Source organism: Clostridium carnis, assembly GCF_054657435.1.
On the sequence record NZ_BAAHYS010000001.1, the window covers coordinates 1,756,358 to 1,772,500 of the forward strand.

The following is a 16,143-nucleotide window of genomic DNA, read 5'->3' on the forward strand; positions in this document are numbered from 1 at the left end:
TAAGATATAAAGAATTAAAATGAGGTGTTTAAATGGAAAGATTGGATAAAGTTTTATCTAATTTAGGATACGGAACAAGAAAAGAAATTAAGCAAGTAGTAAAAAAAGGCTTAGTTAAGGTTAATGATATTTTAGTTAAAGATAATGGATTACAAATTGATCCTGAGAAAGATAAGATTGTTATAAATGGAGAAGAGATTTTTTATAGAAAGTTTATATATTTAATGATGAATAAACCTGATGGAGTTGTGTCTGCTACTTATGATAATAGAGATGAAACTGTAATTGATTTATTAGAAATAGATCATCAGGTGTTTGAACCATTTCCAGTTGGAAGATTAGATAAAGACACAGTAGGATTACTTTTATTGACTAATGATGGAGAACTAAATCATAGATTAATATCTCCAAAGTGGAAAGTTGATAAAGTATATTATGCAAAAATAGATAAAAAAGTAGTAGAAAGTGATGTAGAAAAATTTAAAAATGGAATAACTTTAGATGATGGATATACTTGTAAAGAAGCTAAACTTGAAATAATAAGTGCTTCGGATAAAGGCTCAGAAGTAAGTATAACTATCCAAGAAGGAAAATATCATCAAGTTAAAAGAATGTTTGAGGCTGTAGGAAAGTCGGTAGTATATTTAAAAAGAACGGAATTTGGAACATTACCACTAGATAATGATTTAGAAGAAGGCGAATATAGAGAATTAACAGATGAAGAAGTTGCTATTTTAAAAAGTTTTTAACGAATATTTAATTAAAATGAAATTTAAACATTCATAAATGACAGAGTTTACAATAATTTTCTCAAAATATCTTGCATTTTATGAATGTATGGACTATAATAATTTTGCAAGGATAAATAAAAGGAATAAATAGCCCCCTTTTTATTTATTGCTTATTGCTAAAGCGCAACCTGGCCCCAAGGGTTGCGTTTTTTTGTTATGTCAAATTTAAATGTTTACAAATACAAAAGAACTTTTAGAAAACGATAACAATTATTATTTTAAGAAGATTATATGTATTAAAGAGTATAAGATAGTAAGATTATGAGAAAAATATTAATTAATTTTATGCAAGAAAAAAATCACTTCTGTAACAAAATGAAATAAAAATATCTAAAAATCGACAAATTTATTATATTTAAGAATTTGATGGATAAAATACCTTTATAATAGCAAATAGTATTTTATAGAGAAAGTTGAAGTTAAAGACAACTTTCTCTATTTTTATAAATATAGTCTTTAGATTGTAAATTTCATGGTTTTGGCAAGAATATATAAGGTATGTATGTTATAATATGTTAGTAATATGAAAGGAGTCTGTAAATATGGATTTAAAGACATTACTTAATAAAGAACAATATGAAGGTGCTACAACTATAGATGGGCAAGTTTTAATTTTAGCTGGTGCAGGATCAGGTAAAACTAGAGTTTTAACACATAGAATGGCACATATGATAGATGATTTAGGAATACTACCATATAAAATATTAGCAATTACATTTACAAATAAGGCTGCTAAGGAAATGCAAGAGAGAGTTAAAGTCTTAATTGGTGAAAGAGCAAATGATATGTGGATTTCAACATTCCACTCAACATGTGTAAGAATTTTAAGAAGAGAAATAGAAAAGTTAGGATATAAAAAAAGTTTTACTATATATGATACATCAGACCAAAAGACTCTTATAAAGGAGTGTATGAAAAACCTTAATATAAATGATAAGGACATTACAGAGCAAGAGATAATGGGGAAAATAAGTAGAGCTAAGGATAATATGCAAAGTCCAGAAAGCTTTATGAGAGAAAATGAGAGTAATTTTAGAGAGAAGAAAATAGCAGATGTTTATGAAATGTATCAAAAAAGACTTAAAGAAAATAATGCACTAGATTTTGATGATTTAATATGTAAAACAGTTGAGCTATTTAAAAAAGATAATGAAACACTAGAATTTTATCAAAGAAAATTTCAATATATTATGGTAGATGAATATCAAGATACAAATGGAGTTCAATATGAATTTGTAAGACTGCTTGCTGAAAAATATAAAAATATATGTGTAGTTGGTGATGATGACCAATGTATATATCAATGGAGAGGGGCAGATATTACTAATATATTAGAGTTTGAAAAAGATTATCCGAATGCTAAAGTTATAAAACTAGAGCAAAATTACCGTTCAAAGGGAAATATATTAGATGCCGCAAATGTTGTTATAGTTAATAATTCAAATAGAAAAAGCAAGGTTCTTAGAACAGAACAGGAGTCAGGAAGTAAAATAAAAATTTATAGAGCGTACTCAGATAGCGATGAAGGAGAGTTTGTTGCAACTCAAATAAATAAAATAAAAAGTGATGAAAATAAAAAGTTTAAAGATTTTGCTATACTTTACAGAACTAATGCACAGTCACGTATATTTGAAGAAAGTCTTAGAAGAAGATCTATTCCGTATAAAATCTTAGGTGGTACTAGATTCTACGATAGAAAAGAAATTAAGGATATGATTTCTTATTTAAAGGTATTAATTAATCCAACAGATAGTATAAGTCTTAGAAGAATTATAAATGTTCCTAGAAGAGGCATTGGAGATACGACAATAAATAAAATAGTAGACTTTGCAGATAGTTATGAATTACCATTATGGGATGCACTAGGAGAGGTTAGAAATATTCCAACACTTACAGCTAGAAACTGTTCAGGAATAGAAGTGTTTATGGAAATGATGGATAACTTTATAGATTTATCAGAAACAGTACCAGTATCAGTACTTATTGAAACAATACTTAAAGAGACAGGTTACATTTCAGAACTTGAAAAATCAAAGGAAATAGAAGATAAAAGTAGAATAGAAAATTTAAAAGAATTAGTATCAGATGCTGTTGATTTTGAGAAGACTAATGAAGATAAAAGTTTAATGGCATATTTAGAAAAAGTATCATTAGTTCAAGATACAGATAAGCTTGAAGACGATGATGATACTATAGTTTTAATGACTGTTCATAGTGCTAAGGGATTAGAATTCCCAGTTGTATTTATGGTTGGGATGGAAAATGGTATATTCCCTGGAAGCGCATCTTTTGAAAAGGAATCAGAAATGGAAGAGTCTAGAAGACTTTGCTATGTTGGCATAACCAGGGCAAAAGAAACATTATTTATGACTTCAGCAGAAGTAAGAAGACAATTTGGTAGAACAGTTGCATATGCACAATCTGATTTTATTGCAGAAATTAAATCAGATCTTAAGGAATATGTTACTGGAGATAATGGATCTGTTGCATCAAGAAATAAAATGTTCCAAAAAAATTCAGCTTATAGTAATCCTCATAGTTTAAGAAGTAATATGAATACAAATAAAGGGCATTCTGGATCTTCAGTAGCAAATAAGGTATCAAATAACACATCAGCTAATAATTTAGGAGAAATTACAGTTGGTAGAAAAATAAAACATGAAAAATTTGGTGTTGGAACAATAGTTTCAATAACAGATACAGGATCAGATAAAAAATTAACCATTGCATTTGATAATCAAGGTATAAAAATGCTATTATTATCCTTTGCAAAGTTAGAATTATTATAAATATAAGTATTTTTAGAAGCGAGGTGGCTTGTTATGGATAAGAAGGAGCGCATAGAAGAATTAGTTGAAGAGTTAAATAGATATTCATATGAGTATTATGCTTTAGACAATCCATCAGTAACAGATAAGGAATACGATAAAAAGTATGACGAATTAAGGAGTTTAGAAAAGGAAGAAGACTATGTTTTACCATACTCTCCTACATTAAGAGTTGGCGATAGAATTCTTGAAGGCTTTAATAAATATACTCATAAAGCAAGATTATGGAGTTTAGATAAAGCACAGACCTTTGAAGAGCTTAGAGAATGGCATAAAAGAAATGTAAAGTTTAGAGATGAAATGAATTTAAAAGGAGAAAACTTACCTCCATTAAGGTATGTAGTTACAAAAAAATTTGATGGTTTAACAGTAAACCTTACTTATAATGAAGAAGGAATATTACAAGTAGCGGCAACTAGAGGAAATGGAGAAGTTGGAGAGGAAGTAACGGCTCAAGTTAAAACAATAAAGTCTATTCCACTTAAAATAGAGTGTGATGATTTATTTGAGGTTCATGGAGAGGCTATTATGACTACGGAAGCCTTTGAAAAATACAATTTAGAGTCAGATACGCCACTTAAAAATTTAAGAAATGGTGCAGCTGGGGCTTTAAGAAATTTAAATGTTAAAGAAACAGCTAAAAGAAATTTATCAGCATTTTTCTATGATGTAGGTTATAAAGAAGGGAATTCTTTTAGAAATTATGAAGAAATGTTAGACTTTATAAAAGCTAAAGGTCTTCCAATTGATAGTTATATTAAATTTTGTACTACGATAGAAGATATAGAAAAAGAAGTAAAAAATATAGAAAATATAAGATTTGATTTAAATTATGATATTGATGGAGTAGTTATTGCTATAGATGATATAAGAACAAGAGAACTTTTAGGATATACAATTAAATTTCCTAAATGGGCAATTGCCTTTAAGTTTGAAGCTCAAGAAGCAACTACAAAGCTTTTAGATGTTGAGTGGAATGTTGGAAGAAGTGGGAGAGTTGGCCCAACTGCTATATTAGAGCCTGTTGAACTTGCAGGAGTTACTGTAAAAAGAGCAACACTAAATAATATAGACGATATTAGAAGAAAAGGTGTAAGGATTGGGGCAGAAGTATTTGTAAGGAGATCTAATGATGTTATTCCAGAAATTATGGGAGTAGTTCAAGAGAATCTAGATGATACTATAGAGATAAATGTACCAGAAGTTTGTCCAGCCTGTGGTGCTCATATAGTAAAACAAGGAGTTCACTATTTCTGTGAAAATACATTATCCTGTAAGCCTCAAATGGTAAAAACAATAGTTCATTTTGCATCAAGAGATGCAATGAATATAGAAGGATTTTCAGAAAAAACTGCAGAGCAGCTTTTTGAAAAACTTGATATTAAATCAATAGCAGAACTATATAAGTTAGAAAAAGATAAGCTTTTAACATTAGAAAAATTTGGACCTAAAAAAGCACAAAATCTATTAGATGCAGTAGAGAAGAGTAAAAATTGTGAGTTATATAGATTTATATATGCACTAGGAATACCAAATGTAGGTGTTAAAACAGCAAAAGATTTAGTTAATAAATTCAAATCAATAGAAGGATTTAAAAAAGCAACCTTTGAGGAACTTATAGAAGTTTCTGACGTTGGTGAAATTGTAGCAAAATGCGTTTTAGAATTCTTTAGAGAAGAAAAAGCTATTGAAACTATTAATGAACTTATAAGCTTAGGGGTTAATCCTATATATGAAGAAAAAGAAATTATATCAAGTCCTTTTGAAGGTAAAACTGTTGTTGTAACAGGAACACTACAAAAATATTCTAGAGGAGATATAAAGGCTAAATTAGAATCATTTGGTGCTAAAGTAGCTGGAAGTGTTAGTAAAAAGACAGATTATGTTATTGCAGGAGAAGAAGCTGGGTCTAAGCTTAAAAAAGCACAAGAACTAGGTGTTAAAGTTATTTCAGAGGAAGAGTTCGAAGTTATGATAGGAGAGTAATAATATGGAAAAGCTAAGATTTAAAGACATATTCACAATAATATGTACAATTGCAGCCATAATAACTAGCTTAATAATTATAGGAACATTTTTAACTACATATCAATTTAAGTATTTAGGACAAATGTTTAATTCTTATTTTATGCTTCAACTAGGGATAATAATAACAATGTCATTATGGGGGATAAGATTTTATATATATAGAAGAGGAAAAGAGAAATATATTTATTCAGGAATTTTCTTTTCTATAGCATTAATATTTATTTTTTTCATGATGAATTTAGTAAAGTAAGTAAAATATAAAAGAGTTTAACTATATATTAATTACAAACTAAACAATAAAATATCCCCAGTTATTTTTAATCTAAAAATAACTAGGGATATTTTTAATTTCATATAGTAGATAACTAAATTATAAGTTTACTTATAATTAATGTTTATTAACTAAAATGGAAGTACATTATCTTTCTTATCGTGAGTTTCATCAAATAATTCTTCTTCATTGATAATATCATCAACATCAAAGTTTTCATCAAGTGTTATATCAGCATTAGATTTGTAGCTTATATGTATAAGCTGATGTAGTGACTGATTAATCTTATCTAATAAAAAATTATGAATCCTTAAAGTTTTATAGGATTTATTAAATATTATGAATCCCCAAATTCCTATAATAGAAAGTGCTATCATAAATAGTATTCCTATAGAATAAAATATTATTTGAAAAATTTGTACTGCTAATACCATTTCACTAAACCTCCGAAATAAATATATTTTCATTATAACACATAAATAATTTTTTTAATCCATTATAAAATTAAGAATTATAAAAATTAAAATTATTGTTTAGTAGTTAATTTATATGGATATACTTAAGAGGATAATAATGAAAAGGAGATACCTATATGAAAAAAATAATAATATTAGTAGTATCTAGTGCATTATTAATAGCCTTACTATTTGGATTTATAGATGTAGTTCAAATAAAACCAACTGCAAGTAAAGAAGAATTTACATATTCAATATCATCTGTTCCTAAGAATTTAAAAGCAATAGGCAACTTAGATAAAAGGATTCAAGATATTGTTTGTGCAACAAGTAGAGGGTTAGTAGAACTAGATAAAACGGGTAGTATTGTTCCTGCCTTAGCTGAAAGCGTAGAAGTAAAAGATAATGGGTTAGAATATGATTTTAAAATAAGTTCAGATATTTATTGGAGTGATGGAAGAAAAATAACATCAAAGGATGTTGTAACTTTTTTTAGAGAAATATTAACAGAAGAAAATGAAGAGAGTATAGGTGCATTATTAAATGTTTATGGAGCTAAACAATATAGAAATGGAGTAGGAACCTTTAGCAAAGATGTAGGAATACGCTATGAAGATGATAAAGTTATTTTTAGATTAAACTCTAAAGATGATAAATTTGTAGAAGAGCTAACTACACCACAATATAGATTAAGAAATAATGTTTTGCTTTGGGAAAATATAAATAATAACTATGATGATGTAGTTTATTCAGGAGCATATGGTATTTCATCTATTAGTACAACAGAAATACTACTTAAAAGAAATGATACAAGTGATAAATCTTTAGTAAAGTCAATACATATGATTGAAGAGTCAGGTGAAGAATTAGCGATGGCAGCTTTTGAAGTTGGAAATAGAGATATTGTAATAAATCCACCTAAAAGTCAATTAACAAGACTTAAAAAAGAAAATAGATTGCTTACTTTAGAATCAGATAAAGCTATGTATTTAGCTTTCAATCCGAATTCAGAAAGTATTCCCTTAGCAGGAAAAAAAGAAATTTATAAATTAATTAATAATGCTCTGGAAGAGTATCAATTACAGAATGATATATTTATAGAACTTGCAGAAGGAAGTTATTTTAGAGAGGATAAACAGAATCTTTTAAAACTTCAGTCAAGAAAAGTTATGAGCAATGAAGTTCAAGAATGGAAGCATATAAAAGAGTTAGTCTTAATAGCAGAGGAAAACACTCAAAATAAAGAAATGTGCGAGTATTTGAAAAAGTGGTTTTCAAATAATACAGATATAGATATAAGCTATACTTTAATGAATAAAGATGAAATGAATAATTTACATGAAGAAAGCTACTACAATATAGCTTTGTTAAGAGGAGAATCTAAAGTTGTTGGAGAAGATTCTTTGTATAATAGTTTAATAAATTTCTTACCAAAGGAATATAAGAAAGAGTTAGGTTCTATAAAAACTGAAGGAGAGAGAAAAGAAAAATTTATATCTATAGAGGATAAATTATTCAATACTTACCAAGTACTACCATTATTGTTCTATAATAATAATATAGCCATAAATAAAAATATAAAAAATATTATATTAGATGGAAATGGAAATATAGATTTTAAAAAGTTACAAAAATAATTAGAACCGTGTTGATTTTTTTCAACACGGTTTTAAATTACTCACTTTTTTCTTTATTTTCATTTTGAGAGATTAATTTGTTTGATGTATCTAAAGCCTCGATATTCTCTAAAGTATCTATATGTTCTACAGGAGAAACAGAATCATTGGATTCTACCGGGATTTCCTCTATAGTTATCTGTTCTTCTACTGGAATAATATTTAATGGCAACCGTATATTTAAAAGTTTTGTTTCTTTCATATAGTCATCTTTAAATAAAAATATTAATAATTGATATATATACATATTTTTAAAGCTATCAAAAGATGAGCTACTAGCAGAGAATGAATCTCTCTTCTTAGAATAAGAAACATTTTTATTAAATATAGGAGCTATACCAGAACTAGATGGAGATGAAAGGTTTGGCATTCTAAAGAAACTTTCATCTAGCATATCAGAGGAGTTTAATGTAAGTCCTCTATATCTTTCAGCATCATCTAATGTAGGAGCTTCAGGCCAACTCGAAATTAATCCTGAGTTTATGAAATATTTTCTATATAAAGAGGATATCATATGTTTATATTCGCTATACCTACTATCATCATTTGCATACATTATAAAGGCTAACAAATAGAAGGTGATATCAAAGTTCGAATATTTAATATCCTTTTTACTTGAAAGTTTTAAAAATATCTCTTTATCAGAGTCATATAAAGTTAAAAGCTTATCCATAATCTCTTTTGATTTTTCGTTAAAGGTAATCATTTGAGTATGTTTGTAAGATAACATTAAATTGATAGCAAATAGAGCAGAGAAGTCTAAAGCATCAACATAATAATCTTTTTCATCAAATTTATTAATTAAAAAGTCTGTCAAATCAATAATTAGTATTTTAGCATCTTCATTATTAGAGTGACTATAGAATATGTTAATAGCCATAAGAGTTTTACAAAGCTCTTCAAAAGAATTTTCATAGAGTTTATCTTTAAAATCTAAAAACATTTGTAGGATTTCTAGAGAAAAGGTATTGTAGTCTTTAGAAATATCATCATCAGGGAATTTTATTGAATATAAATTATAAGCAGCCATCATAAAGGCTTGATCGGAAAATTTAAATTTTTTATCCTTGCCAACTAAATTAAAGCCTTTTGTATTATTTTCTAATAGATTTTTCTTTTCAATAAATACCCCTTCATTATTTCTAAGATTTTCAGAGTAAAATTCTAATTGATCTTTTGAAAGTTTTTTATAAATTTCATAATATGAGTATATTGAATTATCAATATCCTTAAAACTTCTATAATAATCTACAAGTTCTAAGATATTAAGAGTCATTAATGCGTTTGTTATTGGTATAATATCTTTTTTAAAAGAGTCTTCATCAAATCCATTATAATTTTTACTATGAATATAATTAGGAGAAGATTTTTTATAAATACATAGTAGTGGAGAAAAATTACCAATTGTGGTAATATCAATTGAAGAAGACGATTTTTTATAATCCCTAATTGAAGCAGCTAATCCGCATTTTGACTCAAGAACTAAGGTTCTAACAGCCTCTTTTGATAAGTGAAAAAGTTGGCCGTTAATTTCCTTTTGAGATAGTGTATTCATTCTAAAAAATGGTCCGATATATCGCAATTTCTTCACCTCTTAATTAATCCTTATATTAATAATATGAATTTAGTGGTGAAATAGTGCATGAATTTTAATATATATTAAAAAAGTGGAGGGAAAATCATGAGAATAGATGGAAGAAAGAAAGAACAAGTTAGAAGTACAAAGATAACTAGAAATTATACTAAGTATGCAGAGGGATCAGTTTTAATTGAAGTAGGTGATACAAAGGTAATATGTACAGCTTCAATTGAAGATAAGGTTCCTCCTTTTTTAAAGGGGCAAGGAGAAGGTTGGATAACAGCTGAATATAATATGCTACCAAGATCTACAGGAACAAGAAAAGCTAGAGATATAGCAAGGCTAAAAATTGATGGAAGAACAATGGAGATACAAAGGCTAATAGGTAGAGCTTTAAGATCTGTTATGGATTTAAAAGCATTAGGAGAAAAAACAATTTGGATAGACTGTGACGTAATACAAGCCGACGGGGGAACTAGAACAACTTCTATTACAGGAGCTTTTGTAGCGTTAGTAGACGCTGTAAACAAACTTCATAAAGAAAAACCTTTTAAAGTATATCCAATAAGAAATTTTGTAAGTGCAACTAGTGTTGGAATCGTAAATAATGAAAAGGTGATAGATCTTTGTTATGAAGAGGACTCAAAAGCAAAAGTTGATATGAATGTTATAGGGACTGATGAAGGAGAGTTTATAGAAATTCAAGGTACAGGAGAAGAAGCACCATTTAAAAGAAGTGAACTAAATGAGTTACTTGATTTAGCTGAAAAAGGAATAAAGCAAATGATACAAATTCAAAAAGATACTTTAAAAATGGATGCACTTTGGATTGGAACTGGAGAGAGATAAATGAAAAAATTAGTTATAGCAAGCAATAATACGGGAAAGATAAAGGAAATAAAAAAAATATTAGATGGATTATCATTAGAAGTAGTATCACTTAAAGATGAAAATATAGATATAGATGTTATAGAAGATGGAGATACTTTTGAAGAAAATGCTAGAAAGAAAGCACAAGAAATATGCAATTTTTTATTATCTAAAGGAGAAGATAATTTTATTGTATTATCAGATGATTCTGGACTAGAGGTTGAGTATTTAAATGGTGAACCAGGTGTATATTCTGCTAGATATGCAGGAAATCATGGAGATGATAAAAAGAATAATGAAAAATTACTAGAAAAGCTAAGGGGTGTTTCTAAAGAAAATAGAAATGCAAGGTTTGTATGCCAATTAGCGCTAATTGATAATAATAATATATACAATAAAGTTACAGGATATGTAGAAGGATACATATTAGAAAATATTAGTGGAAAAGGTGGCTTTGGATATGATCCATTATTTTTCTATCCACCATTAAATAAATCATTTGGTGAAGCAACTTCAGAAGAGAAAAATTTAATATCTCATAGAGGAGTAGCTTTAAAAAAGTTAAAGGATATAATAAAAGAGTATTTATAGGAGGAGATTATGAAAATTACTGTACTAAGTGATTCGCATTATGATATATCAGCAGTAGAATGTATAAAAAAATATCTTAATGATGTAGATATGGTATTACATTGTGGAGATGGAGCAACTGATTTAGAAAAAATAACTAGCGGCTTTAATGGAGAAGTATATGCTGTCAAGGGAAACTGTGATATTTCTCCTAAGTATCCTTTAGAGAGAATTATAGAAGTAGAAGGAAAGCGTATATTTATTTGCCATGGGCATCTTTACAATGTAAAGAATGAGTATAATACAATATTTTATAAAGGAAAAGAAGTTTCAGCTGATATAATTTTATTTGGTCATTCACATAAATCTATAGTGATTGAAAGTGATAATACTATATTAATGAATCCTGGAAGTGTATCACTACCATATGGGCGAAATAAAAAGAGTATTGGTTTACTAGAAATTTGTTATGGTGAAAAAGCAAAAGCTAAAATAATAGAAATAGTATAACAAGTAGAAATAATTATACGTCAAAAAGCGACATTATTTTTAAATATCTTTAAATAACTTTAGATTTTAAGAGTTTACATAAAAATTTAAAAAAGCTATTGACGTATAGCTATTCCTAATGTAGAATAAACATTGTCGCTGAGAGATGTCAGCAAAACTCTTCGGGGTGTAGCGCAGATGGGAGCGCGCGTGGTTTGGGACCATGAGGTCGCAGGTTCAATCCCTGTCACCCCGACCACTTAAATCAACATAATATGCGGGTGTAGCTCAATGGTAGAGCCCTTGCCTTCCAAGCAAGTTACGTGAGTTCGATTCTCATCACCCGCTCCATTAAAACTTTTTTAAAATTATGTTGACAAGAGAGAGTAAATGATATAAAATAATTAATGTTCTTTGAAAGAACAAAGATATGCGTGTTTAGCTCAGCTGGATAGAGCAACGCCCTTCTAAGGCGTGGGCCAGGAGTTCGAATCTCTTAACACGCACCACCATCGGGGTGTAGCGCAGATGGGAGCGCGCGTGGTTTGGGACCATGAGGTCGCAGGTTCGATCCCTGTCACCCCGACCACTTTAAAACAACATAATATGCGGGTGTAGCTCAATGGTAGAGCCCTTGCCTTCCAAGCAAGTTACGTGAGTTCGATTCTCATCACCCGCTCCATAAAACAATTTATTGTTTTAAATGTATATGCGTGTTTAGCTCAGCTGGATAGAGCAACGCCCTTCTAAGGCGTGGGCCAGGAGTTCGAATCTCTTAACACGCACCATGTATGGTGAACGTAGTTCAGTTGGTAGAGCGCCAGTTTGTGGCACTGGTTGTCGTGGGTTCGAGTCCCATCGTTCACCCCATATGCTGGGATATCGCCAAGCGGTAAGGCACCGCACTTTGACTGCGGTATTCGTAGGTTCAAATCCTGCTATCCCAGCCAACTTGGTTTACTAGCTCAATCGGTAGAGCACTTGACTTTTAATCAAGGTGTACCGGGTTCGATTCCCGGGTAAGCCACCAATATATATGCAGATGTGGCGGAATTGGCAGACGCACTAGACTTAGGATCTAGCGCCATTGGCGTGGGGGTTCGACTCCCTTCATCTGCACCATATATATTGCTAAAAGGAGACTTATCATCCTGAAGTAGGATAAGAAAATATGCGGAAGTGGCTCAATGGTAGAGCGTCACCTTGCCAAGGTGAATGTTGCGAGTTCGAGTCTCGTCTTTCGCTCCAAATATGCGGGTGTAGCTCAATGGTAGAGCCCTTGCCTTCCAAGCAAGTTACGTGAGTTCGATTCTCATCACCCGCTCCATAAACAATTTATTGTTTTAAATGTATATGCGTGTTTAGCTCAGCTGGATAGAGCAACGCCCTTCTAAGGCGTGGGCCAGGAGTTCGAATCTCTTAACACGCACCATTTACGCGTTATTAGCTCAGTTGGTAGAGCACCTGACTCTTAATCAGGGTGTCCCGGGTTCGAATCCCTGATGACGCACCAGATTTGGTGAACGTAGTTCAGTTGGTAGAGCGCCAGTTTGTGGCACTGGTTGTCGTGGGTTCGAGTCCCATCGTTCACCCCATATGCTGGGATATCGCCAAGCGGTAAGGCACCGCACTTTGACTGCGGTATTCGTAGGTTCAAATCCTGCTATCCCAGCCAACTTGGTTTACTAGCTCAATCGGTAGAGCACTTGACTTTTAATCAAGGTGTACCGGGTTCGATTCCCGGGTAAGCCACCAATATATATGCAGATGTGGCGGAATTGGCAGACGCACTAGACTTAGGATCTAGCGCCATTGGCGTGGGGGTTCGACTCCCTTCATCTGCACCATATATATTGCTAAAAGGAAACTTATCATCCTAAAGTCGGATAAGAAAATATGCGGAAGTGGCTCAATGGTAGAGCGTCACCTTGCCAAGGTGAATGTTGCGAGTTCGAGTCTCGTCTTTCGCTCCAAATATGCGGGTGTAGCTCAATGGTAGAGCCCTTGCCTTCCAAGCAAGTTACGTGAGTTCGATTCTCATCACCCGCTCCAAATTATAAAGACAACTAATTTTAGTTGTCTTTATTTTATTGTTTAATGAAAACCACCTGCTATGCAGGTGAGTTCCGAAAAGCTTTAGCGGTCAGTAGGAAATAAAAACCTCCTTTGGTATAATTAAACTAGGTTCGACAGCCAAATTTAATAACCAAAGGAGGCATCCGTAATGGATAGTAATAGTTTATCACATACAAAATGGAATTGTAAATATCATATAGTATTCGCGCCTAAGTATAGGAGGAAAGAGCTATATGGAGAAAAGAAAAAAGAAATAGGTAAAATATTAAGACAGTTATGTGAGTGGAAAGGTGTAACTATAATCGAGGCGCATGTATGCGTTGATCATATACATATGTTGGTTGAGATACCACCAAAGATGAGTGTATCAGGCTTTGTAGGATTTTTAAAAGGAAAAAGTAGTCTTATGATTTTTGAAAGATTTGCAAACTTGAAGTATAAGTATGGAAATAGACATTTTTGGTGTCGTGGATTTTATGTGGATACAGTAGGAAGAAATAGAAAGGCAATTGAAGAATATATAAGAAATCAAGAAAAAGAAGATATGATTTCAGATCAAATAAGTATGAAAGAATATATGGACCCTTTTAAGGGTAGCAAGTAACATAGTATGCGGCTGGCGAACCAATTTAAGCGCCTTAAGGCGCAATGCAGGTAAGAGGCCCTTATAGGGCTTAGGAAATACCACCAGCTAAGCTGGTGGATTTTTATTTTTATAAAATAAAATAAATAAAAGTTATTAATGGAAAAAGCAAAAAAGTATCCACAATAGATAATATAAAATGTATTTTATTGTGGATAAAATTCAGAATTTTGTTAATAGTTAGTTAGGAGATAGATTAAATGTTGTTTGAAGCTTGTACTGGAAATTATATAGAAGCATTAGAAGCAGAGAAAAAAGGTGCAAATAGAATAGAATTATGTGACAATTTAATGCAAGGAGGTACTACCCCTAGTTATGGAACAATAAAGAAAACAGTTGAGTTAATTAACATACCTATAAATGTAATAATTAGACCTAGAGGTGGAAATTTTATATATAGTAAAGACGAAAAAGAAATAATGTATTCAGATTTAAAAATATGCAGAGATTTAAAAGTTAATGCTGTTGTAATTGGAGCATTAACAGAAGAAGGTAAAATAGATAAAGATTTTATAATTAAGGCAAAAGAAATAGTTGGAGACTTAAAAATTACCTTTCATATGGCATTTGATGAAATAGAAAATAAAAAAGAAGCTATAGATCAATTAGTAGATTTAGGTATAGATAGAATTTTAACTAAAGGTGGAAAGATATCAGCATTAGAGAATCTAGAGAAATTAAGGGAATTAATAGATTATGCAAAAGATAGAATAATTATAATGCCGGGAGCAGGAATTAATGTAGAAAATAGGGAAGTGGTAATCGAAAGAACAGGTGCTAAAGAAATACATGGAACTAAAATAGTTGGAAATCTTTTTTAGTTTTAGTAAATCATTAAAAATATATATACTATATGTAGTAACAAATTTAATTTATTTACAAAGTATATATAAAGATAGACAAACATATTAAATAAGCAGACAGATAAAAGTTAAGGGGAAATCGATAAAAGCTACTTTGAGACTGTCGATTTTTTTTACGTATGTGGAATTTACAAAGATTGTCTTATGAAAAACTGCGGCATATGTAGTTTACCTCATTTTTTATTCTTTAAGCTAACTATCTAGTTTTAAAAGATGATTAAGTTATCCACAATTTATATATTGATATAATTTAATAAATAAAAAATGCTTTGCAAAAACAAAGCATTTATATGGTGCACCTAGAGGGATTTGAACCCCCGACCACTGGATTCGAAGTCCAACGCTCTATCCAACTGAGCTATAGATGCTTAAAATTAATATTATTAATATAAACGTAGAATTGTTATAAATAAACTACGCTTATATTATAATACTGAAATATGAAATTTACCAGTTATTTATATTCTTAAGCATTACTTGTTATTATTACATTTATGGTAAATACATTACTTTACTATATAGTTTGAAATAAATAGAAGTATGTAAATACATATTTAGGTAAATATACAATGTAAATACCTTAAACTTGTCCCAGTGTATCAATAGTAGAAAAAAAGAGAAAAAAGGAGAAATTTATAAGTAATAGAAGAATATTTTTATAATTTTGGATTATAATTATAAGTATAGATAAAATCCTATGATAGAATAGTCCTTGTCCTTAAGAGAGGAAAAGAACTTCCTCAGAAATTGACAAAAACATTAAAAAAAATGTTGACAAGAAATTCTTAAGGTGGTAACATAAAGAAGTCGCTTGAGCGGCAAGATCTTTGAAAATTGAACAGAATAAAAGTTAAGTATAACCAGCAATTCTTTTGAAAGTCTTAAAATTAAGACTCAAAGTAATTTGAGCAAGCAGATTAAACTTTTTAGTGAGAGTTTGATCCTGGCTCAGGACGAACGCTGGCGGCGTGCCTAACACATGCAAGTCGAGCGAGGGGAGTTTC

The 16,143-nt window shown here is 30.3% G+C and carries 12 protein-coding genes, 21 tRNA genes and 1 rRNA gene (1 of these 34 running past the window's edge); 31 read left to right on the plus strand and 3 right to left on the minus strand.

The features are described from left to right. Positions 1-32 precede the first annotated feature (32 nt). The 4 genes from ACYQ1T_RS08360 (at position 33) to ACYQ1T_RS08375 (ending at position 5,897) form a co-directional block, all read left to right on the plus strand. The gene (locus ACYQ1T_RS08360) at positions 33-749 is read left to right on the plus strand and encodes a pseudouridine synthase (RefSeq protein ID WP_459833910.1); all 717 of its coding nucleotides are present in this window, start codon (positions 33-35) and stop codon (positions 747-749) included. A gap of 584 nt (positions 750-1,333) precedes the next feature. Continuing rightward, positions 1,334-3,580: a DNA helicase PcrA gene (pcrA, locus tag ACYQ1T_RS08365; protein WP_459833912.1), complete on the plus strand. Its 2,247-nt coding sequence runs from the start codon at positions 1,334-1,336 to the stop codon at positions 3,578-3,580. Positions 3,581-3,613: 33 nt separating this feature from the next. Further along, a complete protein-coding gene (gene ligA / locus ACYQ1T_RS08370; RefSeq protein ID WP_459833914.1) occupies positions 3,614-5,605 on the plus strand; it encodes an NAD-dependent DNA ligase LigA in 1,992 nt (663 codons plus the stop codon). A gap of 4 nt (positions 5,606-5,609) precedes the next feature. Then, positions 5,610-5,897, plus strand: a complete 288-nt coding sequence (locus ACYQ1T_RS08375) for a hypothetical protein (RefSeq protein WP_459833916.1) — start codon at positions 5,610-5,612, stop codon at positions 5,895-5,897. A gap of 152 nt (positions 5,898-6,049) precedes the next feature. On the opposite strand, the gene ACYQ1T_RS08380 is transcribed toward ACYQ1T_RS08375, so the two are convergent. Further along, on the minus strand, positions 6,050-6,352 hold the full coding sequence (locus ACYQ1T_RS08380) for a hypothetical protein (RefSeq protein WP_459833918.1): 303 nt from the start codon (positions 6,350-6,352) through the stop codon (positions 6,050-6,052). 158 nt (positions 6,353-6,510) lie between these two features. Between ACYQ1T_RS08380 and ACYQ1T_RS08385 the strand changes: the two genes are divergently transcribed. Beyond that, complete coding sequence (locus ACYQ1T_RS08385; RefSeq protein WP_459833920.1) at positions 6,511-8,010, plus strand: ABC transporter substrate-binding protein; 1,500 nt, start codon at positions 6,511-6,513, stop codon at positions 8,008-8,010. Between the two features lie 37 nt (positions 8,011-8,047). On the opposite strand, the gene ACYQ1T_RS08390 is transcribed toward ACYQ1T_RS08385, so the two are convergent. Further along, on the minus strand, positions 8,048-9,604 hold the full coding sequence (locus ACYQ1T_RS08390; protein WP_459833922.1) for a hypothetical protein: 1,557 nt from the start codon (positions 9,602-9,604) through the stop codon (positions 8,048-8,050). A 126-nt stretch (positions 9,605-9,730) separates the two neighbouring features. Between ACYQ1T_RS08390 and rph the strand changes: the two genes are divergently transcribed. The 25 genes from rph (at position 9,731) to ACYQ1T_RS08515 (ending at position 15,097) form a co-directional block, all read left to right on the plus strand. Further along, positions 9,731-10,477 carry a ribonuclease PH gene (gene rph / locus ACYQ1T_RS08395; protein WP_459833924.1) on the plus strand — a complete coding sequence of 249 codons (747 nt, stop codon included), beginning with the start codon at positions 9,731-9,733 and terminating at the stop codon, positions 10,475-10,477. Further along, the gene (locus ACYQ1T_RS08400; protein WP_459833926.1) at positions 10,478-11,089 is read left to right on the plus strand and encodes an XTP/dITP diphosphatase; all 612 of its coding nucleotides are present in this window, start codon (positions 10,478-10,480) and stop codon (positions 11,087-11,089) included. It abuts the gene before it with no gap. A 9-nt stretch (positions 11,090-11,098) separates the two neighbouring features. Continuing rightward, positions 11,099-11,578: a metallophosphoesterase gene (locus ACYQ1T_RS08405; RefSeq protein WP_459833928.1), complete on the plus strand. Its 480-nt coding sequence runs from the start codon at positions 11,099-11,101 to the stop codon at positions 11,576-11,578. Between the two features lie 162 nt (positions 11,579-11,740). Continuing rightward, positions 11,741-11,816: transfer RNA gene (locus ACYQ1T_RS08410), tRNA-Pro, on the plus strand. A gap of 18 nt (positions 11,817-11,834) precedes the next feature. After that, positions 11,835-11,908 (plus strand) — tRNA-Gly (locus ACYQ1T_RS08415). Between the two features lie 81 nt (positions 11,909-11,989). After that, a tRNA-Arg gene (locus ACYQ1T_RS08420) sits at positions 11,990-12,066 on the plus strand. 4 nt (positions 12,067-12,070) lie between these two features. Then, positions 12,071-12,146 (plus strand) — tRNA-Pro (locus ACYQ1T_RS08425). A 19-nt stretch (positions 12,147-12,165) separates the two neighbouring features. After that, positions 12,166-12,239, plus strand: a tRNA-Gly gene (locus ACYQ1T_RS08430). Positions 12,240-12,268: 29 nt separating this feature from the next. Then, positions 12,269-12,345 (plus strand) — tRNA-Arg (locus ACYQ1T_RS08435). Between the two features lie 6 nt (positions 12,346-12,351). Beyond that, a tRNA-His gene (locus ACYQ1T_RS08440) sits at positions 12,352-12,427 on the plus strand. 5 nt (positions 12,428-12,432) lie between these two features. Continuing rightward, positions 12,433-12,507, plus strand: a tRNA-Gln gene (locus ACYQ1T_RS08445). A 4-nt stretch (positions 12,508-12,511) separates the two neighbouring features. Continuing rightward, positions 12,512-12,587 (plus strand) — tRNA-Lys (locus ACYQ1T_RS08450). 8 nt (positions 12,588-12,595) lie between these two features. Then, a tRNA-Leu gene (locus ACYQ1T_RS08455) sits at positions 12,596-12,679 on the plus strand. A gap of 51 nt (positions 12,680-12,730) precedes the next feature. Continuing rightward, positions 12,731-12,805 (plus strand) — tRNA-Gly (locus ACYQ1T_RS08460). Between the two features lie 5 nt (positions 12,806-12,810). After that, positions 12,811-12,884: transfer RNA gene (locus tag ACYQ1T_RS08465), tRNA-Gly, on the plus strand. A gap of 28 nt (positions 12,885-12,912) precedes the next feature. Continuing rightward, positions 12,913-12,989: transfer RNA gene (locus ACYQ1T_RS08470), tRNA-Arg, on the plus strand. 5 nt (positions 12,990-12,994) lie between these two features. Beyond that, positions 12,995-13,070: transfer RNA gene (locus tag ACYQ1T_RS08475), tRNA-Lys, on the plus strand. Between the two features lie 6 nt (positions 13,071-13,076). Beyond that, a tRNA-His gene (locus tag ACYQ1T_RS08480) sits at positions 13,077-13,152 on the plus strand. Between the two features lie 5 nt (positions 13,153-13,157). After that, positions 13,158-13,232, plus strand: a tRNA-Gln gene (locus ACYQ1T_RS08485). A 4-nt stretch (positions 13,233-13,236) separates the two neighbouring features. Then, positions 13,237-13,312: transfer RNA gene (locus ACYQ1T_RS08490), tRNA-Lys, on the plus strand. Positions 13,313-13,320: 8 nt separating this feature from the next. Beyond that, positions 13,321-13,404 (plus strand) — tRNA-Leu (locus tag ACYQ1T_RS08495). Between the two features lie 51 nt (positions 13,405-13,455). Further along, a tRNA-Gly gene (locus tag ACYQ1T_RS08500) sits at positions 13,456-13,530 on the plus strand. Positions 13,531-13,535: 5 nt separating this feature from the next. After that, a tRNA-Gly gene (locus ACYQ1T_RS08505) sits at positions 13,536-13,609 on the plus strand. A 172-nt stretch (positions 13,610-13,781) separates the two neighbouring features. Further along, positions 13,782-14,237 (plus strand): IS200/IS605 family transposase, encoded by a 456-nt coding sequence (tnpA, locus tag ACYQ1T_RS08510; RefSeq protein WP_459831012.1) that lies wholly within the window; start codon positions 13,782-13,784, stop codon positions 14,235-14,237. 239 nt (positions 14,238-14,476) lie between these two features. Then, a complete protein-coding gene (locus ACYQ1T_RS08515; protein WP_459833930.1) occupies positions 14,477-15,097 on the plus strand; it encodes a copper homeostasis protein CutC in 621 nt (206 codons plus the stop codon). A gap of 333 nt (positions 15,098-15,430) precedes the next feature. Here the strand turns inward: ACYQ1T_RS08515 and ACYQ1T_RS08520 are convergent. After that, positions 15,431-15,507 (minus strand) — tRNA-Arg (locus ACYQ1T_RS08520). Between the two features lie 557 nt (positions 15,508-16,064). On the opposite strand from ACYQ1T_RS08520, the gene ACYQ1T_RS08525 reads away from it, so the two are divergent. Beyond that, positions 16,065-16,143: ribosomal RNA gene (locus ACYQ1T_RS08525) — 16S ribosomal RNA — on the plus strand; it runs 1,435 nt beyond the window's last position.